Origin of the sequence: Pseudomonas corrugata (genome assembly GCF_050920615.1) — a bacterium.
Lineage (GTDB): Bacteria > Pseudomonadota > Gammaproteobacteria > Pseudomonadales > Pseudomonadaceae > Aquipseudomonas > Aquipseudomonas corrugata.
Genome location: NZ_CP130434.1, coordinates 1,158,703 through 1,180,212, shown reverse-complemented (window position 1 = coordinate 1,180,212; position 21,510 = coordinate 1,158,703). Strand labels below are relative to the sequence as shown.

At 59.3% G+C, this 21,510-nt stretch carries 17 protein-coding genes and 2 tRNA genes; 1 reads left to right on the top strand and 18 read right to left on the bottom strand.

Annotated elements, in window-relative coordinates:
• Positions 1-100 precede the first annotated feature (100 nt).
• The 11 genes from infB to rlmE form a co-directional block, all read right to left on the bottom strand.
• On the bottom strand, positions 101-2,629 hold the full coding sequence (infB, locus tag QZH45_RS05180) for a translation initiation factor IF-2 (protein ID WP_053193009.1): 2,529 nt from the start codon (positions 2,627-2,629) through the stop codon (positions 101-103).
• Positions 2,630-2,656: 27 nt separating this feature from the next.
• Positions 2,657-4,138 carry a transcription termination factor NusA gene (nusA, locus tag QZH45_RS05175; RefSeq protein WP_024779944.1) on the bottom strand — a complete coding sequence of 494 codons (1,482 nt, stop codon included), beginning with the start codon at positions 4,136-4,138 and terminating at the stop codon, positions 2,657-2,659.
• A gap of 59 nt (positions 4,139-4,197) precedes the next feature.
• Positions 4,198-4,656, bottom strand: coding sequence for a ribosome maturation factor RimP (gene rimP, locus QZH45_RS05170; RefSeq protein WP_024779945.1), 459 nt, complete (start codon positions 4,654-4,656; stop codon positions 4,198-4,200).
• Positions 4,657-4,795: 139 nt separating this feature from the next.
• Positions 4,796-4,872, bottom strand: a tRNA-Met gene (locus tag QZH45_RS05165).
• 99 nt (positions 4,873-4,971) lie between these two features.
• Positions 4,972-5,057, bottom strand: a tRNA-Leu gene (locus QZH45_RS05160).
• Positions 5,058-5,079: 22 nt separating this feature from the next.
• On the bottom strand, positions 5,080-5,463 hold the full coding sequence (gene secG / locus QZH45_RS05155) for a preprotein translocase subunit SecG (RefSeq protein WP_024779946.1): 384 nt from the start codon (positions 5,461-5,463) through the stop codon (positions 5,080-5,082).
• A gap of 4 nt (positions 5,464-5,467) precedes the next feature.
• The gene (tpiA, locus tag QZH45_RS05150; protein WP_024779947.1) at positions 5,468-6,223 is read right to left on the bottom strand and encodes a triose-phosphate isomerase; all 756 of its coding nucleotides are present in this window, start codon (positions 6,221-6,223) and stop codon (positions 5,468-5,470) included.
• A gap of 66 nt (positions 6,224-6,289) precedes the next feature.
• A complete protein-coding gene (gene glmM, locus QZH45_RS05145) occupies positions 6,290-7,627 on the bottom strand; it encodes a phosphoglucosamine mutase (protein WP_024779948.1) in 1,338 nt (445 codons plus the stop codon).
• Between the two features lie 16 nt (positions 7,628-7,643).
• Complete coding sequence (gene folP / locus QZH45_RS05140; protein ID WP_024779949.1) at positions 7,644-8,495, bottom strand: dihydropteroate synthase; 852 nt, start codon at positions 8,493-8,495, stop codon at positions 7,644-7,646.
• Between the two features lie 8 nt (positions 8,496-8,503).
• Complete coding sequence (gene ftsH, locus QZH45_RS05135) at positions 8,504-10,414, bottom strand: ATP-dependent zinc metalloprotease FtsH (RefSeq protein WP_024779950.1); 1,911 nt, start codon at positions 10,412-10,414, stop codon at positions 8,504-8,506.
• Between the two features lie 191 nt (positions 10,415-10,605).
• Positions 10,606-11,256, bottom strand: a complete 651-nt coding sequence (rlmE, locus tag QZH45_RS05130) for a 23S rRNA (uridine(2552)-2'-O)-methyltransferase RlmE (RefSeq protein ID WP_024779951.1) — start codon at positions 11,254-11,256, stop codon at positions 10,606-10,608.
• Positions 11,257-11,361: 105 nt separating this feature from the next.
• Between rlmE and QZH45_RS05125 the strand changes: the two genes are divergently transcribed.
• The gene (locus QZH45_RS05125; protein ID WP_024779952.1) at positions 11,362-11,670 is read left to right on the top strand and encodes a YhbY family RNA-binding protein; all 309 of its coding nucleotides are present in this window, start codon (positions 11,362-11,364) and stop codon (positions 11,668-11,670) included.
• 10 nt (positions 11,671-11,680) lie between these two features.
• Here QZH45_RS05125 and QZH45_RS05120 read toward each other — a convergent pair whose 3' ends face one another.
• The 7 genes from QZH45_RS05120 to dnaK form a co-directional block, all read right to left on the bottom strand.
• A complete protein-coding gene (locus tag QZH45_RS05120) occupies positions 11,681-12,085 on the bottom strand; it encodes a hypothetical protein (protein WP_024779953.1) in 405 nt (134 codons plus the stop codon).
• Between the two features lie 28 nt (positions 12,086-12,113).
• On the bottom strand, positions 12,114-12,590 hold the full coding sequence (greA, locus tag QZH45_RS05115; protein WP_024779954.1) for a transcription elongation factor GreA: 477 nt from the start codon (positions 12,588-12,590) through the stop codon (positions 12,114-12,116).
• A gap of 2 nt (positions 12,591-12,592) precedes the next feature.
• Complete coding sequence (carB, locus tag QZH45_RS05110; RefSeq protein WP_024779955.1) at positions 12,593-15,814, bottom strand: carbamoyl-phosphate synthase large subunit; 3,222 nt, start codon at positions 15,812-15,814, stop codon at positions 12,593-12,595.
• A 105-nt stretch (positions 15,815-15,919) separates the two neighbouring features.
• On the bottom strand, positions 15,920-17,056 hold the full coding sequence (gene carA, locus QZH45_RS05105; RefSeq protein WP_024779956.1) for a glutamine-hydrolyzing carbamoyl-phosphate synthase small subunit: 1,137 nt from the start codon (positions 17,054-17,056) through the stop codon (positions 15,920-15,922).
• A 256-nt stretch (positions 17,057-17,312) separates the two neighbouring features.
• A complete protein-coding gene (dapB, locus tag QZH45_RS05100) occupies positions 17,313-18,119 on the bottom strand; it encodes a 4-hydroxy-tetrahydrodipicolinate reductase (protein ID WP_055135537.1) in 807 nt (268 codons plus the stop codon).
• A 9-nt stretch (positions 18,120-18,128) separates the two neighbouring features.
• Complete coding sequence (gene dnaJ / locus QZH45_RS05095) at positions 18,129-19,253, bottom strand: molecular chaperone DnaJ (protein ID WP_033034781.1); 1,125 nt, start codon at positions 19,251-19,253, stop codon at positions 18,129-18,131.
• Positions 19,254-19,536: 283 nt separating this feature from the next.
• Positions 19,537-21,453: a molecular chaperone DnaK gene (gene dnaK / locus QZH45_RS05090; RefSeq protein WP_024779958.1), complete on the bottom strand. Its 1,917-nt coding sequence runs from the start codon at positions 21,451-21,453 to the stop codon at positions 19,537-19,539.
• Positions 21,454-21,510: the final 57 nt, after the last annotated feature.

The following is a 21,510-nucleotide window of genomic DNA, read 5'->3' as shown; positions in this document are numbered from 1 at the left end:
CCGGTCTGGCAAAAGCCAGACCGGGCGTTGCGTTTAGAGTCCGCCAGCAAAGCAGCGCATGTTCATGCAGCTACCCGATGCGGCTCTTGAAGTACGCGAGTCAGAGGCTGCGAGCAACCTGGACCTTCTCGAAGACTTCGATCTTGTCGCCGACCTTGACGTCGTTGTAGCTCTTGACGCCAATACCGCATTCCATGCCGGCACGTACTTCGGAAGCGTCATCCTTGAAGCGACGCAGGGATTCCAGCTCGCCTTCGAAGATCACGATGTCTTCACGCAGTACACGGATCGGACGGTTACGGTGAACGACACCTTCGATCACCATGCAACCAGCGATTGCACCGAATTTCGGCGAGCGGAACACGTCGCGAACCTCGGCCACGCCCAGGATGTTCTCCCGCACGTCGCTGCCCAACATACCGGTCAGGGCTTTCTTGACGTCTTCGATGATGTCGTAGATCACGTTGTAGTAACGCATATCCAGACCTTCCTGCTCGACGATCTTGCGAGCACCGGCATCGGCACGCACGTTGAAGCCGAACAGTACCGCATTGGAAGCCAGTGCCAGGTTGGCGTCGCTTTCGGTGATACCACCGACACCGCCACCGACCACACGCACTTGCACTTCGTCGTTGCCCAGGCCGTTCAGAGCGCCCTGCAAGGCTTCCAGCGAACCACGGACGTCGGATTTGAGGACGATGTTGAGCGTCTTCTTCTCTTCCTGGCCCATGTTTTCGAAGATGTTTTCCAGCTTGCCGGCGTGAGCGCGAGCCAGTTTGACTTCGCGGAACTTGCCTTGACGGAACAGAGCCACTTCGCGGGCCTTCTTCTCGTCAGCCACAACGCTCATCTCGTCACCAGCGTCCGGCGTACCGTCCAGGCCGAGGATCTCGACCGGGATAGCCGGACCGGCTTCCTTGATCGGCTTGCCGTTCTCGTCGAGCATGGCGCGAACGCGACCATAGTTCGAACCGACCAGCACCATGTCGCCCTGACGCAGCGTACCGTCCTGAACCAGGACCGTGGCCACCGGACCGCGACCCTTGTCCAGGCGCGACTCAACCACGACACCACGACCAGGAGCCGATGGGGTGGCGGTCAGTTCAAGTACTTCGGCCTGCAGCAATACCGCTTCGAGCAATTCGTCGACGCCGGTACCCATCTTCGCGGAAACCGGAACGAATGGAGTATCGCCACCCCAGTCTTCCGAAGTCACGCCGTGAACCGACAGCTCGCTGCGGATGCGATCGAGGTCGGCGCCCGGCTTGTCGATCTTGTTCACCGCAACCACCAGCGGCACGCCAGCTGCCTGGGCATGCTGAACGGCTTCGATGGTCTGTGGCATCACGCCGTCGTCCGCCGCGACCACCAGGATCACGATGTCGGTCGCCTTGGCACCACGGGCACGCATGGCGGTAAACGCGGCGTGACCCGGGGTATCGAGGAAGGTGACCATGCCACGATCGGTTTCAACGTGGTATGCACCGATGTGCTGGGTGATACCGCCGGCTTCGCCAGCAGCTACCTTGGCACGACGGATGTAGTCGAGCAGCGAGGTCTTACCGTGGTCGACGTGGCCCATGACGGTCACGACCGGCGCACGAGGAACCGCTTCACCTTCGAATTTCAGGGACTCGGCCAGGGAATCTTCCAGGGCGGTGTCGCTGATCAGGGTCACTTTGTGGCCCAGTTCTTCGGCAACCAGCTGGGCAGTTTCCTGATCCAGTACCTGGTTGATGGTGGCTGGCGTACCCAGCTTGAACATGAACTTGATGATCTCGGCAGCCTTGACCGACATCTGCTGGGCCAGATCGCCCACAGTGATGGTCTCGCCGATCTTCACTTCACGCACGACAGGGCCGGTCGGGCTCTGGAAACCGTGGGCGTTGCGTTTCTTCAGCTTGGCCTTGCCGCGACCGCCACGACGGAAGCCATCGCTCTCTTCGTCGGTGGTGCGTGGTGCAACCCGTGGTGCCGGCGCCTTTTCCTTGACCGAAGCACGATGCGGAGCGTTCTTGCGCTCGCCATCGCCACCGCCACGACGGTTTTCGTCGGCACGTGGTTTGTCCGGACGACGCGGTTCGTCACGCTTGCGAGCGTCAGCCGCAGGGGCAGGAGCTGCCTCCAGGACCGGTGCACTTTCACGCACGGGCTCAGCCACCTGGGCAGGCGCCGCTACGGCTTCCGCCGGAGCAGGTTGCGCAGCGGCCGGGGCAGGCTGACGACGCGCTTCTTCTTCGGCGCGGCGCTTGGCTTCTTCTTCAGCCTTCTGGCGCGCGGCATTTTCTACTGCGCGACGTTCATCCAGTTCGCGTTTGCGCTCGGCTTCGATTTCTTCCGGGCTGCGCTGGACGAAAACTTTCTTCTTGCGTACTTCTACGCTGATGCTTTTGCTACCGGCAACACGCAGGGTGCTGGTGGTTTTACGCTGCAGAGTGATCTTGCGCGGTTCTTCCACTTTCGCCTTGTGACTGCTCTTCAAGTGGGTCAGCAGGGACTGCTTCTCACTGTCGGTCACATGTTCCTCGGCGGCGGTGTGCGGCAGACCTGCCTCACGCATCTGCTGCAACAGGCGCTCTACCGGTGTTTTGACCTCATCGGCCAGTTGTTTCACCGTGACTTGCGTCATGCACTTCTCTCCTCAGGCCGCGCCTAATTACTCGAACCAGTGGGCTCGGGCGGCCATGATCAACTTGCCGGCACGATCATCGTCAATGCCGTCGATGTCGAGCAGGTCGTCAATAGACTGCTCGGCCAGGTCTTCGCGGGTAATTACGCCGCGCACCGCCAGTTCCATCGCCAAATCCTTGTCCATACCCTCAAGCGAGAGCAGGTCTTCGGCCGGATGGGCGTCTGCCAGCTTTTCCTCAGTAGCGATGGCTTTGGTCAACAAACGATCCTTGGCCCGAGCGCGAAGCTCGTTGACGATGTCTTCGTCAAAGCCGTCGATGTTGAGCATTTCCTCCACCGGCACGTAGGCAATCTCTTCCAGGCTGGTAAAGCCCTCATCCACCAGTACCTGCGCCAGCTCTTCATCGACTTCGAGCTCTTCGATGAAGTTGCGCAGGATGTCACCGGTTTCAGCTTGCTGTTTGGCCTGGATGTCCGATTCGGTCATCACGTTCAGGGTCCAGCCCGTCAGCTGGCTGGCCAGACGCACGTTCTGACCACCACGACCGATGGCCTGAGCCAGATTGTCTGCGCCAACGGCGATGTCCATGGCATGGGCATCTTCGTCAACGATAATTGCCGCCACTTCTGCTGGCGACATCGCGTTGATCACGAACTGAGCCGGGTTATCGTCCCAGAGAACGATGTCCACACGCTCACCGCCCAGCTCGCCGGATACGGCCTGGACACGCGAACCGCGCATGCCGATGCAGGCACCTTGCGGGTCGATGCGCTTGTCCTTGGAACGGACCGCAATCTTGGCACGCGATCCCGGATCACGGGAGGCAGCCATGACTTCGATCAGGCCTTCGGCGATTTCCGGCACTTCGATGCGGAACAACTCGATCAGCATTTCCGGCGCAGTACGCGACAGAATCAGCTGAGGGCCGCGGTTCTCGGTGCGGATTTCCTTGAGTAGCGCACGCAGTCGCACGCCCACCCGGAAGGTTTCGCGAGAAATGATGTCTTCACGTGCCAGCAGCGCCTCGGCGTTGTTGCCCAGATCGACGATCACGTTGTCGCGGGTGACCTTTTTCACGGTGCCGGAGATGATCTCGCCCAGCTTCTCGCGATAAGCGTCAACGACTTGCGCGCGCTCGGCTTCACGAACCTTCTGCACGATGACCTGCTTGGCAGTCTGTGCAGCGATGCGACCAAATTCGATGGACTCGATCTTTTCTTCGACTACATCACCTACCTTGGCGCCAGGATGCGTTTCTGCAACCTTGCTCGGCCAGGTTTCGATAGCCGGATCATCCAGGTCGGCTTCTTCGACCACCGTCCAGCGACGGAAAGTTTCATAGGAACCAGTGTGGCGATTGATCTCCACACGCAAATCAACTTCGTCTTCAAACCGCTTCTTGGTAGCAGTGGCCAGAGCCAGCTCCAGCGCTTCAAAAATAACGTTAGCCGGTACGCCCTTTTCATTGGATACCGACTCAACAACCAGCAGTACTTCTTTGCTCATCGTACGCCTCGCCTTTCGCAAGCCATTGGATCCGCGGGATCCGCAGTATCTGGCACGTATCAGTCAAAACTGGGAATAATGTTGGCCTTGTCGATCATATCGATCGGCAACAGGAACTCATGGTCATCTACCTGCACCACGACGTCCTGCTCTTCTACACCGCGCAGAAGGCCTTGAAAGTTGCGTCGACCCTCAAAGGGCGAACGCAGCTTGATCTTCACTTGTTCACCGGCAAACGAAGCGAACTGTTCAAGGCTGAACAGAGGGCGTTCCATGCCGGGCGAGGAAACCTCAAGGGTGTATTCGGTGCTGATCGGATCTTCAACATCCAGCACACCGCTGATCTGACGGCTGACGATGGCGCAATCATCCACCAACACGCCGCCTTCCTTATCGATATAAACGCGCAACAGTGAGTGGCGACCTTGAGCCGAAAACTCAATACCCCAGCATTCATAGCCAAGGGCCACGACCACCGGGGCCAACAAGGCCTGCAACTGTTCTAGCTTGCTCGACACCTGAACCCCCTCGTGCATGTTTGTGCATGCTGTGCAAATAAAAAAAAATGGGCGAATCGCCCATCCCTGAAACGCCGTTGAACAGCGGCGTTATAAAGTGTCCAGCTAACAAAAAGCCCCTTGGAAGGGGCCCTGAAACTGGTTGCGGGAGCCGGATTTGAACCGACGACCTTCGGGTTATGAGCCCGACGAGCTACCAGGCTGCTCCATCCCGCGACAAAGCTGGGGCGGAAGTATACGACCGATCCCTTACAGGGTCAATGTAACCCTTCCACCTACAAGAAAGCCCGCTATTGCGGGCTCTCCTGATTCAATTGGTACCGAGAAGGGGACTCGAACCCCTACACCCTATGGGCACAACCACCTCAAGGTTGCGTGTCTACCAATTCCACCACCTCGGCAAATACAGCTTTTGAAACCTTCTTACTTCTGCTCTTGAGCTGGAGGCACGTCAGTCGCCGGATTGGCCGACTTTTGCTCTTGAAGCACCGGGACATCATCAGAAGCCGGTTTTTGCTTTGGCGCTTCCAACACCGCTGGACTTGGCAACCCTACTTGAGTCAGCTCATGAGCTTTCTCTTTAGCAAAGTAACCTAACCCTAAGCTGGTCATGAAGAAACCGGCGGCAAGTATAGCAGTAAACTTACTAAGAAAGGTAGAGGAACCTTGGCTTCCGAACACAGTATTTGAAGCACCTGCACCGAAAGACGCACCAGCATCCGCACCTTTACCCTGCTGCAGCAATACCAGAGCAACTACGCCCAATGCACCCAGCAGATGAAAAACGACTACGACTGTTTCCAGCATTTTTTCAGTTTCCCGCGGCGCGACAGATCGCACCGAACTCATCTGCATTCAGGGAAGCTCCACCAATGAGCCCCCCATCGATATCCGGCATGCCGAACAGTTCGACCGCATTGGCCGCCTTCACGCTGCCGCCGTATAGAAGCCGCACACCTCGTGCCACTTCAGAATTTTCTGCCGCCAACTGGGCGCGGATGGCGGCGTGCACATCCTGCGCTTGTTGCGGCGAAGCAGTCAGCCCGGTACCAATGGCCCAGACCGGCTCGTAAGCAATGACCGCCTTTGCAAAAGCACCGACACCCAGGTCTTCGATGATGCTGCCCAGCTGACGCCCGACAACTTCAAGGGTCTTCCCGGCCTCACGCTGCTCGAGGGTTTCCCCCACACACAACACCGGAATCAGACCGCAGGCCTGAGCTGCCGCAAACTTGCGAATCAGGGCCCTGTCTTGCTCACCCATGATCATGCGACGCTCGGAGTGCCCGACAAGAACCAGGGAACAACCCGCATCCACCAACTGACTTGGCGCAATTTCACCGGTCAGCGCACCTTGCATGGATTCCACCGCAGAATTCTGCGCGCCGATCGAAATCGACTTGCCCTTCAAGCCATCAATCACCTGATTGATATACAAGCAAGGCGGGAATACCGCGACATCAACACCGCTTGGCAAGGCCAGATGACGAAGGCCATTGATCAGCTCAGCGACGCTGGCGCGGGTACCGTGCATCTTCCAGTTACCAGCTACCATAGGGCGACGCATGCTGTACCTCGTCGGTCAAAGTGGGCGCAGATGTTACCCAACCGTTTCATGACTGGCAAGCCGAATTCAGGCAGAAACTTCAGTAACGAGCTTCGCCAGTTCTTCGGCATAACCGCGAACCTGTGCTTCATCCTCGCCTTCGACCATGACGCGCACCAGGGGCTCAGTACCGGACTTGCGCAGCAGCACGCGCCCACGCCCCGCCATCGCCTGTGTCACGCGCTCGCTGGCCTGCTGGACCGTGGCATGCTCGATGGGGTTCGCCCCGCCACCGAAGCGCACATTGATCAACACTTGCGGACATTTGCGCAACGCCTGGCGCGACAACGCAAGACTCTCGTTGCGCGCCTTGAGCGCCATCAGTACCTGCAAGGCCGCAATGATTGCATCACCGGTGGTGGTGTGATCGAAGCACACGATGTGACCGGAGTTCTCACCCCCGACGACCCAACTGCGCTCCAGTAGCTCCGAGATGACATAGCGGTCACCCACGTTGGCTCGCACGAAGGGAATATCCAGATCCGCAAGCGCCAGCTCGAGACCGAGGTTGCTCATCAGCGTGCCGACCACCCCACCCTGCAGCTTGCCGCGCTCATGCAGATCACGCGCGATGATGAACAGCAGCTCATCGCCATCGACGACAGTCCCCGTATGATCCACCATCAGGACCCGATCACCGTCGCCATCGAAGGCGATCCCGAGATCAGCCTGCTCGGCCAGGACCGCTGCCTGCAGCGCGTCGGTATGGGTGGAACCGCAGTTGTGGTTGATGTTCAGCCCGTTAGGCTGGGCGGACAGCACCACGACCTCGGCGCCCAACTCGCGAAATACACTCGGTGCAACCTTGTAGGTCGCACCATGGGCGCAATCGACGACGACTTTCAGGCCTGCGAAACTGGTGCCGGTCGGCACACTGCCCTTGCAGAACTCGATGTAACGACCCGAGGCATCGTTGATCCGCGACACTTTGCCGATCTTGCTCGACTCAACCACAGTCATCGGCGTATCCAGCAGTTCTTCGATCATCAGCTCGACTTCATCCGGCAATTTGGTGCCCTTGCCGGAGAAAAACTTGATGCCATTGTCGTCGTGGGGATTATGGGAAGCACTGATCACGATACCCGCCTGCGCATGGAACGTACGCGTCAGGTAGGCAATGGCCGGTGTCGGCATCGGCCCCAGCAACATCACATCGGCACCCGCCGAGGTCAGGCCGGCTTCGAGAGCCGACTCGAACATATAGCCGGAAATTCGCGTGTCCTTGCCGACCAGCACCTTGCAGGCACCCATCTTGCGGAACGCCATACCGGCAGCCCAGCCGAGCTTGAGCATGAAATCAGGGGTAATAGGGTATTCGCCGACCCGACCACGGATACCGTCGGTGCCAAAATATTTCTTGCTCATAAGTGCTCCGTCATTCTTATTCGGCTGAATCCACAGCAGCGATCATCCGCACGACATCCATCGTTTCGGCCACATCGTGCACCCGCAATATGCGCGCACCTTTTGTAATGGCCAGGGCCGCAAGAGCGAGACCGCCGAACAGCCGCTCGCCCACCGGACGACCCAAGGCATTGCCTATCATGCTTTTTCGCGAAACGCCGACCAACAGCGGCCGACCCAGGGAATGCAAGGCTTCCATATGCTTGAACAGGCTCAGATTATGATCCAGGGTCTTGGCAAAGCCGAAACCGGGATCCAGCACCACCCGCTCGGCGGGAATGCCCGCCAGCGCACACTGGCTCATGCGCTCGACCAGGAACTCGCCGACCTCCAGGGTCACATCGCCGTAGTGCGGGTTGTCCTGCATGGTTCCCGGCTCACCGAGCATATGCATCAGACACACCGGCAACCCGGTAGCCGCTGCGGCATCCAGGGCTCCATCGCGCTGCAGGGAGCGGACATCGTTGATCAAACCCGCTCCCAACCGAGCCGTCTCACGCATGACCGCCGGCGTGGACGTATCGACCGAGATTATGACATCCAGTTCGCGGTGTATACGCTCGACAACCGGCGCCACTCTTTCCAGCTCCTCGACAGGCGAGACAGCCCGCGCGCCCGGCCGGGTCGACTCGCCGCCGACATCGATCAACGTTGCGCCAGCCGCGACCATGGCCTCGGCGTGCCGCAGCGCAGCATCGAGCTGACCAAACCGGCCGCCGTCGGAAAAGGAATCGGGAGTGACATTGAGAATACCCATGACATGTACATGGGCCAAATCAAGAACCCGGTTGCCACAAGGCAACCGGGTCGAGGACTGAACAGAAGTCATTTCAAGCCTTAGACATCAGCAGCCGGACCGCCGATCGGTGTTTCCGGACGCTCGCCCTGCACCGCCGGAGGCGTGCCAGGAGTGCCCGTACCACCCGTCCAATCCCGCGGCTCACGAGGCGGACGGCCCGACATGATGTCATCGATCTGTTCGGCGTCGATGGTTTCATACTTCATCAAGGCATCCGCCATGGCGTCGAGCTTGTCACGATTGTCCGTGAGGATCTGCTTCGCGGTGCCATAGCACTGGTCGATGATACTGCGCACTTCGGAGTCGATCAGCTTGGCCGTCTCACCGGAGAAGCTTGCATGCTGGCCGCCGCCCCCACGCCCCAGGAACACTTCGCCTTCTTCTTCGGCATACATCAGCGGCCCGAGTTTCTCGGAAAGCCCCCACTTGGTCACCATGTTCCGCGCGATCTGGCTGGCGCGCATGATGTCATTCGATGCGCCGGTGGTTACACCGTCGAAGCCCAACGTCATCTCTTCAGCGATACGGCCACCATAAAGCGAGCAGATCTGACTGATCAGCGCACGCTTGGACAAGCTGTAGCGGTCTTCTTCCGGCAGGAACATGGTCACACCCAGCGCACGACCGCGCGGAATGATCGACACCTTGTAGACCGGATCATGCTCCGGCACGACACGACCAACGATGGCGTGCCCCGCCTCGTGGTAAGCCGTGTTCTGCTTTTCTTTTTCCGACATGACCATGGATTTGCGCTCGGCGCCCATCATGATCTTGTCTTTAGCCAATTCGAACTCTTTCATCTCCACGACGCGCTTGCCGGCACGCGCAGCGAACAGCGACGCTTCGTTGACCAGGTTGGCCAGGTCAGCACCAGAGAAGCCCGGTGTACCACGGGCGATTACCGCCGCAGCCACATCGTCGCCCATTGGCACTTTACGCATGTGGACCTTGAGAATCTGCTCACGACCGCGGATGTCCGGCAGACCCACCACGACCTGCCGGTCGAAACGGCCCGGACGCAGCAGCGCAGGGTCGAGCACGTCAGGACGGTTGGTGGCAGCGATGACGATGATGCCGTCATTCATTTCGAAACCGTCCATCTCCACCAGCAACTGGTTGAGGGTCTGCTCACGCTCATCATGGCCGCCGCCCATGCCGGCGCCACGGTGGCGACCAACGGCGTCGATTTCGTCGATGAAGATAATGCATGGCGCGTGTTTCTTGGCCTGCTCGAACATGTCACGAACACGGCTGGCACCCACGCCAACGAACATTTCAACGAAGTCGGAACCGGAAATCGTGAAAAACGGCACCTTGGCTTCGCCAGCGATAGCCTTGGCCAGCAAGGTCTTACCGGTACCCGGCGGGCCAACCATCAGCACGCCACGAGGAATACGACCGCCCAAGCGCTGGAATTTACCCGGGTCGCGCAGAAATTCGACCAGTTCGCCCACTTCTTCCTTGGCTTCGTCGCAACCTGCAACGTCTGCCAGGGTTGTTTTCACCTGGTCTTCGGAAAGCAGTCTTGCCTTGCTCTTGCCAAAACTCATCGGGCCGCCCTTGCCGCCGGCGCCACCCTGCATCTGGCGCATGAAGAACATGAACACCGCGATGATCACCAGGATCGGGAAGCTGGCCACAAGGAGCTGGGTCCAGATGCTTTGTTGCTCAGGCTGCTTGCCTTCGACCACGACATGGTTGTCCACCAGGTCGCCGATCAGGCCATTGTCCTGGATAGCCGGACGAATGGTCTTGAAGTTGTCGCCATCGGTACGCTTGCCGGTGATGACATAGCCATCGACCGCAACGCGTTCGACCTTGCCATCCTTGACCTGCTGAATGAAGTCGGAATAGTTGAGGGTCTGCGGCTCGTTAGGGCTGGAGAAGTTGTTCATCACGGTCACAAGGACAGCGGCGATGATCAACCACAGGATCAGATTCTTTGCCATATCGTTCAATTAACTACCCTCTGAAGCTGGCTCCGCTATTGGCGCGAGCTTCGCATGATATTCACCGGCCTAACTTACTACATTACCTACGACTCTGGCAGGCGCCGTCTGTAACCCTTTGTGAAACCTGGCCGCGCCATTGTCATTACGCGGCGTTTGCAAGGCGAAACAAAAAAAACTATCGACGTCTTTCAAAGACGCTCATCACTGCTCGATCCTTCCCCTCCGCGAAAGCCGCGCGCCAACAGATATTGCTCGCGGGAGCGGTCACGGGACGACAAAGGCTTGCGCATCTGCACCTTGTCGAACAGCTTGCGGATGCCCTTGTGGTATTCGTCGAAGCCTTCCCCCTGGAAGACCTTGATCAGGAAATCACCGCCTGGACGCAGAACCCGCCCGGCAAGATCCAGGGCCAGTTCGCTGAGAAACATTGCACGAGGCATGTCGACAGCCGCTAATCCACTCATATTGGGGGCCATATCGGAAATCACAAGGTCAACCTGCGTATTTCCGACGGCCTCCAGAATTTTTGCCAGGACGGCGTCTTCCGTGAAATCGCCCTGGATGAAGGTCACATCAGGGATGCTGTCCATTTCCAGGATGTCGGAAGCAATCAAACGACCTTGACCACCGATCAGACGACTGGTCACCTGGGACCACCCGCCCGGCGCAGCGCCGAGATCGATCACGGTCATGCCGGGACGGATCAATCGATCCTTTTCCTGGATCTCCAGCAATTTATAGCTGGCACGAGAACGATAGCCGTCCTTCTGCGCCATCTTGACGTATGGATCGTTGAAATGCTCTTTGAGCCAGTTCAGGCTAGTCTTGGAACGGGCCACAGGCCACCTCTACATAAAACGGGTCGTGATTAAGTGGGCGGTCCCGGACTCGCTCGGGTAAACTGGCCGCCGCTTTTTTACAAGATCAGACGCAGGGGTCAGATTATGCCGCTCACTCAAGAGCAGAAGAAACAATACAAATCCATTGGCCACCACCTGAAACCGGTTCTGATTGTGGCGGACAACGGCTTGACTGAAGGTGTACTGGCCGAGCTGGAGCGCGCATTGAGCGATCACGAGCTGATCAAGATCAAGCTCAACATCCTCGACCGCGAAGCCCGCCTGGCTGCCATTGCAGAACTGTGCAAGACCGGCAAGGCGGATCTGGTACAGGTCATCGGTAAGATGGCATTGCTTTATCGCAAGAATTTCAGCGTCAACAAGCAACTGTCGAACGTTCACCGCTTCAAATAATGCCAAAGGGTCAAGGGTGCGCTTCGCGCACCCTGCCACTCCATCCCGGTACCGGCTGCAACACCAGCACCAACCCGGAAAGCCCCAGCACCACGTAGCTGAACACCCGCCACTGACTCGCGTCCGGCCAGCCGAGACTCACCGCCAGAAACATTCCACAGGCATACAACGACATGAGCAGCAATTGCCCACGAATGTCACGCCATAGGCTGGCACGGCCCTCGGCCTGAATCAGCACCAAAACCTGGAATATCACACAGACCGCTGAAAACGCCACCATCAGCGCCGTCAGCATGCCCACAATTTCATCGATCAGCAGCGGTGCCAGGCCGATACGCCCCAGCACCGGCAGCAGGCCGATATGCAGCAGCCAAAGGCCACCGACCCATAGCATCTGGGCAAGTTGCCAGAGCATGGCACCCGCACGCAGCGGGCGCCTTCGTTCAGACGTGGCGGACTTCGACAATCTCATACTCGATGACGCCACCGGGCGTTTTCACTGCCACCACATCACCCTCTTCCTTGGCAATCAAGGCACGAGCAATCGGTGAACCGACGGAAATCTTGCCCAGCTTGATGTCAGCTTCATCCTCACCCACGATCTGGTAAGTGACGCTTTCATCCGTCTCGACGTTGGCGATTTCCACGGTGGTGCCGAAGATCACCTTGCCGGTGTGGGGGATGGTGGTGACGTCAATGATCACTGCGTTCTGCATGCGACCTTCAATGTCACGCACCCGCGCCTCGACCATGCCCTGCTCTTCACGAGCGGCATGGTATTCGGCGTTTTCCTTGAGATCGCCCAGTTCACGCGCTTCACCAATGGCCTGGCTCAAGCGCGGGCGCTCGACCTTGGTCAGGAAAGCGTGCTCTTCTTCCAGGGCCTTCGCGCCCTGAACAGTCATCGGGTACTTGGTTATGCTCATGCCTTCAATCCTGCATGTAGATCCTGCAAGCGACGGACGGTCTTCTCGGGACCGAACTTGAGCGCTTCGCAGATCGCTTCGCCCGCAGCAATGGTGGTGGTGCAATAAATCTTGTGCTGCAGCGCATTGCGACGAATGGAATAGGAGTCAGCGATCGACTGACGGCCTTCAGTGGTGTTGATGATCAGCGTGACCTCGTCATTCTTGATCATGTCGACCACATGCGGGCGCCCTTCGGTCACCTTGTTCACGCGACGCACTTTCAGGCCCGCCGCCTCGATCAGCTTGGCGGTACCGGCAGTGGCGACCACTTCGAAGCCCAAGTTGATCAGATCACGAGCCACGCCTGCAACCAGTGGCTTGTCGTCATCACGTACGCTGATAAACGCCGTGCCGCCTGTCGGCAGGACTTCGCTGGCGCCCATCTGGGCTTTGGCGAAAGCTTCGCCAAAGGTATCGCCAACACCCATCACTTCACCGGTGGACTTCATTTCCGGGCCGAGAATCGGGTCGACGCCAGGGAACTTGGCGAACGGGAACACCGCTTCTTTCACGCTGTAGAAGTTCGGAATGATCTCCTTGGTGAAGTTCAGCTCCGCCAGGGTCTTGCCGGCCATGACGCGGGCCGCGATCATTGCCAGGGAAACACCGATGCACTTGGAGACGAACGGCACGGTCCGGGAAGCGCGCGGGTTCACTTCGATGACGTAGATGTCTTCGCCCTGAAGCGCCAGCTGCACGTTCATCAGGCCGACCACACCCAGCTCCAGGGCCATTTTCTTGACCTGCTCACGCATCTCGTCCTGGATGTGCGCCGGCAGCGAGTAAGGCGGCAGCGAGCACGCGGAGTCACCGGAGTGAACACCGGCCTGCTCGATGTGCTGCATGATCGCGCCGATCACCACGTCCTTGCCGTCGCAGACCGCATCCACGTCCATCTCGATGGCGCAGTTGAGGAAGTGATCCAGCAGCACCGGGCTGTCGTTGGACACCTGGACCGCTTCACGCAGGTAGCGCTTGAGTTCTTCTTCCTGGTAAACGATTTCCATCGCACGGCCGCCCAGTACATAGGACGGACGCACCACCAACGGATAACCGATCTTGGCGGCGGCACGAATCGCTTCGTCTTCGCTGCGCACAGTGGCGTTTGGCGGCTGACGCAGGTTCAGGCGCTCGACCATTTGTTGGAAGCGCTCACGGTCTTCGGCGCGGTCGATGGCATCCGGGCTGGTACCAATGATCGGTACGCCAGCGGCTTCCAGGGCGCGAGCCAGTTTCAATGGAGTCTGGCCGCCGTACTGGACGATCACGCCTTTGGGCTTCTCGACACGGACGATTTCCAGCACGTCTTCCAGGGTCACCGGCTCGAAGTACAGACGATCGGAGGTGTCGTAGTCGGTGGACACGGTTTCCGGGTTGCAGTTGACCATGATGGTCTCGTACCCGTCGTCGCGCAGGGCCAGTGCGGCGTGTACGCAGCAGTAGTCGAACTCGATACCCTGACCGATGCGGTTGGGACCGCCCCCCAGGATCATGATCTTGTCGCGCGTCGATGGCGCGGCTTCGCACTCTTCCTCGTACGTGGAGTACAGGTAGGCAGTGTCGGTGGCGAACTCGGCCGCACAGGTGTCGACGCGCTTGTAGACCGGGAACACTTCCAGCTTGTGACGATGGGCACGCAGGCTCTTCTCGGTCACACCCAGCAACTTGGCCAGACGCTGGTCGGAGAAGCCCTTGCGCTTGAGGCGGAACATCATGTCGCGGTCGATGCTGGACATGCCCAGGGTCTTGACCTTCTCCTCTTCCTTGATCAGATCTTCGATCTGTACCAGGAACCAAGGGTCGATCATGTTCATGCCGAAGATCTGCTCCACGGTCATGCCGGCACGGAAGGCATCGGCCACGTACCAGATACGCTCGGCGCCCGGCACGGTCAGCTCGCGCTTGAGCTCGCTCATGCTTTCCGGGTTGCTCAGGTCCAGCTTCGGATCGAGGCCGCAGACACCCACTTCCAGACCGCGAAGGGCTTTCTGCAGGGATTCCTGGAAGGTCCGGCCGATGGCCATGACTTCACCGACCGACTTCATCTGGGTGGTCAGGCGGGCGTCGGCCTTGGCGAATTTTTCAAAGGCAAAGCGTGGCAGCTTGGTGACGACGTAGTCGATTGACGGTTCGAAGGACGCCGGGGTCTTGCCGCCGGTGATGTCGTTCGACAGCTCGTCCAGGGTATAACCCACGGCCAGCTTGGCAGCGACCTTGGCAATCGGGAAACCGGTGGCTTTCGAAGCCAGGGCCGACGAGCGGGAAACCCGCGGGTTCATCTCGATGACCACCATGCGACCAGTATCCGGGCAGATGCCGAACTGGACGTTGGAGCCGCCGGTTTCCACGCCGATCTCACGCAATACCGCCAGGGAGGCGTTACGCAGGATCTGGTATTCCTTGTCGGTCAGGGTCTGGGCCGGTGCGACGGTGATCGAGTCGCCGGTGTGCACACCCATCGGGTCGAAGTTCTCGATGGAGCAGACGATGATGCAGTTGTCCTTTTTGTCACGGACAACTTCCATTTCGTATTCTTTCCAACCGATCAGGGATTCGTCGATCAGCAGTTCCTTGGTCGGCGACAGGTCCAGGCCACGGGCGCAGATTTCTTCGAACTCTTCGCGGTTGTAGGCGATGCCACCACCGGTACCGCCCATGGTGAAGGACGGACGAATGATGCACGGGAAGCCCAGCTTCTCGAGGACCGCGTTGGCCTCTTCCATGCTGTGGGCGATACCCGAGCGCGGGCATTCCAGGCCGATGGCCTTCATCGCCTTGTCAAAGCGCGAACGATCTTCGGCCTTGTCGATGGTGTCGGCGTTGGCGCCGATCATTTCCACACCGAATTTTTCCAGGACGCCTTCGCGCTCCAGGTCCAGGGCGCAGTTCAGCGCCGTCTGGCCACCCATGGTCGGCAACAGTGCATCAGGACGCTCTTTCTCGATGATCTTGGCAACGGTCTGCCACTTGATCGGCTCGATGTAGGTGGCGTCGGCCATGGCCGGGTCGGTCATGATGGTGGCTGGGTTGGAGTTCACCAGGATGACGCGATAGCCCTCTTCGCGCAGGGCCTTGCAGGCCTGGGCGCCGGAGTAGTCGAATTCGCAGGCCTGGCCGATCACGATCGGGCCAGCGCCGAGAATCAGGATGCTTTTTATGTCTGTACGTTTTGGCATGGGTTTGTCACTCAAATCCGCAGGTCTGTCGGCTAGGCCGTCGAACAATCTTTGAAGCGCCCCAGGGGGCCACCGCACTCGGGGCCGCCCTCGGGCTTCACGCGGTCAGCGTCGCTTGGCCATCTCATTGATGAAGCGATCGAACAGCGGCGCCACATCGTTCGGGCCCGGGCTCGCCTCAGGGTGGCCCTGGAAGCTGAACGCGCTCTTGTCGGTGCGCTCGATGCCTTGCAGCGTACCGTCGAACAGCGACTTGTGGGTCGCCCGCACGTTGGCCGGCAGGGTCGCTTCATCCACAGCAAAGCCGTGGTTCTGGCTGGTAATCATCACCACACCGGTGTCCAGGTCCTGGACCGGGTGGTTGGCACCGTGGTGACCATGACCCATTTTCAGGGTCTTGGCGCCCGACGCCAGGGCCAGTAGCTGGTGACCGAGGCAAATGCCGAACACCGGGATCTCGGTTTCCAGCACATCCTTGATCGCCTGGATCGCGTAGTCGCAAGGCTCAGGGTCACCCGGGCCGTTGGACAGGAACACGCCATCGGGGTTGAGGGCCAGTACGTCAGCCGCCGGGGTTTGCGCCGGCACCACGGTCACGCGGCAACCGCGTTCGACCAGCATGCGCAGGATGTTCAGCTTGATACCGTAGTCGTAGGCAACCACGTGATACGGCAGCTCGGACGCTTCGATCGTCGGATGGCTGTCGGTCTTCAGGTTCCAGACCGAGGAACGCCACTCGTACTGCTTCTTGGTGCTGACGACTTTCGCCAGGTCCATGCCCTTGAGCCCCGGGAACCCCTGAGCAGCGGCGATGGCGGCTTCTTCGGAGATATTGTCGCCGGCCATGATGCAGCCGTTCTGCGCGCCCTTCTCCCGCAGGATACGGGTCAGGCGACGGGTGTCGATCCCTGCGATCGCCACGACATTGTTGGTTTTCAGGTAATCGGACAAGGACATCGTGTTACGCCAGTTGCTCGCAACCAGCGGCAGGTCACGGATGACCAGGCCGGCAGACCAGACGCGATCGGACTCGGCATCTTCCGGCGTAGTGCCGGTGTTGCCGATGTGCGGGTAAGTCAGGGTAACGATTTGCTGGGCGTAGGAAGGATCGGTAAGAATTTCCTGATAGCCGGTCATTGCGGTGTTAAACACCACCTCACCAACGGTCTGACCGTCGGCTCCAATGGCTTCGCCGCGAAAAATGCTGCCATCAGCAAGGGCGAGTATGGCTGGCTTAGTCAAGAAGACCTCCCGTAAATAAAGCCTGAAAGGGCAATCGCAGGTTGTAAAAAAGCGGAGTGACGTATGGACACGTCACCCCGCTTTTTTCACTGAATTATTCTGCGCGCTTTTAGTGGACACACTAAAGCTGTAGCTTACAGAAAAAGGCTTTTTTGGTCCACCGCTAATGAGCCTTAAAGGCAGGGGAATGCGACAGGGCGTCGCGAAGCGGTGTAAAACGGGGCGCAGTATAACCTGAACCCCGCTCTCATGGACATCAACGCAGGTCGAGTACGTCCTGCATATCGTACAAACCAGGCTCGCGACCATCCAGCCAAAGCGCGGCCCGGACAGCCCCCTTGGCGAACGTCATCCGGCTGGACGCCTTGTGAGTGATCTCCAGGCGCTCGCCCTCGGTGGCGAACAGCACCGTATGATCCCCCACCACATCACCGCCGCGCACCGTGGCGAAACCAATGGTCTCCCGCTCACGGGCGCCGGTATGCCCCTCGCGCCCGTACACGGCCACGGCCCGCAGGTCGCGCCCCAGCGCGTCGGCAATCACTTCACCCATGCGCAAGGCAGTTCCCGAAGGCGCGTCGATCTTGTGCCGGTGATGCGCCTCGATGATCTCGATGTCGGCGTCATCCCCCAGAACCCGGGCGGTCAGGTCCAGCAATTTCAGCGACAGGTTCACACCCACGCTGAAATTCGCCGCGAACACGATCGGTATGTCCTTGCCTGCATCGGCCAGCAACTGCTTTTGAGCAGCGTCCAGCCCGGTGGTACCGATGACCATGGCCTTGCCGTTCTTGCGGCAGATGGCGAGGTTTTTCAGCATCACTTCCGGCAATGTGAAATCGATCAGGACATCGAACTCGTCGAGCACTTTTTCCAGGCCACCAGACATCGGGACACCAATGCGACCCAGCGATGCCAGCTCACCTGCATCAGCGCCGACCAGCGTGCTGTCGGGCCGTACGATGGCAGCCGTCAGACCGGAGAGCGGCGAGCGCTGCTGCACCGCCTCCACCAACGCCTTGCCCATGCGCCCAGCGGCGCCCATCACAGCTATACGTCGCATGCGACCTCCTTAAAGATCGCCGAAGAAGCGCTTCACGCCTTCGAACCAACCAGTGGTTTTCGGAGAGTGGCTGTTGTCACCTTCCAACGAACTGCGGAACTCCTCCAGCAACTCACGCTGGCGCCGACTCAGGTTGACCGGCGTTTCCACAGCCACACGACACATCAGGTCGCCCGCACCACCGCCGCGCACGGGCGCAACACCCTTGCCGCGGATCCGGAACTGCTTGCCGGTTTGCGTACCCTCGGGGATTTTCAGCTTGACGCGACCGTCGAGGGTGGGGATCTCCAGTTCGCCACCCAGGGCTGCATCGACGAAGCTGATAGGCACTTCGCAGAACAGATGCTTGCCGTCGCGCTGGAAGATCGCGTGCTCGCGCACGTTGATCACCACATACAGGTCGCCGGTCGGGCCACCCTGGGCACCCGCCTCGCCTTCGCCGGACAGACGAATACGGTCACCCGTGTCGACACCGGCCGGCACCTTGACCGACAGCGTCTTGTACTCTTCGACACGTCCTTCGCCATGACAGGAATCGCAGGGGTCGGAAATGATCTTGCCCTGGCCATGGCAACGCGGGCAGGTCTGCTGCACCGAGAAGAAGCCTTGCTGCATGCGAACCTGACCGATACCACCGCAGGTCGGGCAAGTGACAGGCGAGGAGCCCTTCTTGGCACCCGAACCATCACACGGCTTGCAATTGACCAGCGTCGGCACGCGGATATTGACGGTGGTACCACGCACCGCTTCTTCCAGGTTCAACTCCAGCGTGTAGCGCAAATCGCTGCCACGCTGGGCGCCACCGCGAGCACCGCCGCGACCGCCACCGAAGAAATCGCTGAACACGTCGCCGAAGATATCGGAGAAGTTCTGGCCGCCGAAACCGGGACCGCCGCCCCCCATGCTCGGGTCGACACCGGCATGCCCGTATTGATCGTAAGCCGCACGTTTGCTGGAATCGGAGAGTACTTCGTAAGCCTCGTTGGCTTCCTTGAACAGCTCTTCCGACGCTTTATCGCCGGGATTACGGTCCGGGTGGTGCTTCATCGCCAGGCGACGGTAGGCCTTTTTCAGATCCGCCTCGCTGGCTCCCCGCTCGACACCCAATACTTCGTAGAAATCACGCTTTGCCATTAGTCTTTGCACTCTTATAGGACGTCCGGCAAAGCTCTCCTGAGCCTCGCCCAACTCGTTGAGCCCCTACAGGCACGGACCCAACCACATCGATTCAGTGGTCCAGATCTCAGGCCTTACACGAAAAGCAGGAGCTTTCCCGACACGCCACCAGCATCCGAACGCTGTCGCATGCTGTAAAAATTCATGGGTTCCAGACACGCCAACGCGGGAGCAAGCTCCCGCGCGGCGACATCCTACCAGCCACCGCACAAACGCAGTCAACCGGCCGACCAACAAGCGATTACTTGTGGTCTTTCACTTCTTCGAACTCTGCGTCGACGACATCGTCGGCTTTTTCGGCTGATTCGCCCGGTTGCGCGGCGCCTTCAGCGGGCTGAGCCTGTTCGGCATACATCTTCTGGGCCACTGGCGCGGAGACCTTGGAGAGCTCCTCGATCTTCGCTTCGATGGCAGCCTTGTCGTCGCCTTTGACGGCGGCTTCCAGGGCAACCACGGCCGCTTCGATGGCAGTCTTCTCTTCTGCAGTCACTTTTTCGCCAGCATCAGCGATCATCTTGCGAGTCGAGTGCACCAGGGCATCACCCTGGTTGCGGGCACTGGCCAGCTCTTCGAACTTGCGGTCTTCCTCGGCGTTGACTTCAGCATCGCGAACCATTTGCTGAATTTCTTCCTCGGACAGACCGGAGTTGGCCTTGATCACGATCGACTGGGTCTTGCCGGTGGCCTTGTCTTTCGCGCCGACGTGCAGGATGCCGTTGGCGTCGATGTCGAAGGTCACTTCGATTTGCGGAACGCCACGTGGCGCTGGCGGAATCTCGGCCAGGTCGAACTTGCCCAGGGACTTGTTCTGGGCAGCCTGCTTGCGCTCACCTTGCAGCACATGGATGGTCACGGCGCTCTGGTTGTCGTCGGCCGTCGAGAACACTTGGGATTTCTTGGTAGGAATCGTGGTGTTCTTCTCGATCAGCGCGGTCATCACGCCACCCATGGTTTCGATACCCAGGGTCAGCGGGCTGACGTCGAGCAGCAGAACGTCCTTCACATCACCGGCCAGAACGGCGCCCTGGATGGCAGCACCCATGGCCACGGCTTCGTCCGGGTTCACGTCTTTACGTGCTTCTTTACCGAAGAAATCGGTCACCAGCTTCTGCACCAGCGGCATACGGGTCTGACCGCCCACCAGGATCACGTCGTTGATCGAACCAACGTCGATACCGGCGTCTTTCATCGCGATGCGGCAAGGTTCGATGGTGCGCTGAACCAGGTCTTCCACCAGCGCTTCAAGCTTGGCGCGGGAGATTTTTACGTTCAGGTGCTTCGGACCGGTGGCGTCTGCAGTGATGTACGGCAGGTTCACATCGGTCGACTGGCTCGAGGACAGTTCGATCTTGGCTTTTTCAGCGGCTTCTTTCAGGCGCTGCATCGCCAGCGGGTCACCCTTGAGGTTCATGCCGCTTTCTTTCTTGAACTCATCAACGAGGTAGTCGATCAGGCGGATGTCGAAGTCTTCACCACCCAGGAACGTGTCACCGTTGGTTGCCAATACTTCGAACTGGTGCTCGCCATCGACTTCAGCGATTTCGATCACGGAGACGTCGAAAGTACCGCCGCCCAGGTCATAAACGATCACGGTATGATCGCCCTTGGCCTTGTCCATGCCGTAGGCCAGGGCAGCCGCGGTAGGTTCGTTGATGATGCGTTTTACGTCCAGGCCCGCGATGCGGCCGGCGTCTTTGGTCGCCTGGCGCTGGCTGTCGTTGAAATAGGCAGGAACGGTAATAACGGCTTCAGTCACCGCTTCGCCGAGGTAATCTTCGGCGGTTTTCTTCATTTTCTTCAGGATTTCAGCCGAGATCTGTGGCGGCGCCATCTTCTGGCCGTTCACTTCGACCCAGGCGTCGCCGTTGTCAGCCTTGGCGATTTTGTAAGGCACCATCTTGATGTCTTTCTGAACGACTTCTTCGTCGAACTTGCGACCGATCAGACGCTTCACCGCATACAGAGTGTTGTGCGGGTTGGTCACTGCCTGACGCTTGGCCGACTGGCCAACCAGAATTTCGCCATCGTTGGCGTACGCGATGATCGACGGCGTGGTACGCGCGCCTTCGGCGTTTTCAATAACTTTGGCCTTGCCGTTTTCCAGCACGGAGACGCACGAGTTGGTGGTCCCCAGGTCGATACCGATAATCTTGCCCATGTTAACTCTCCCGGAACTTGGATTTTGTTGCCGCGGCAGTGGTGGTTAACCGCGGTA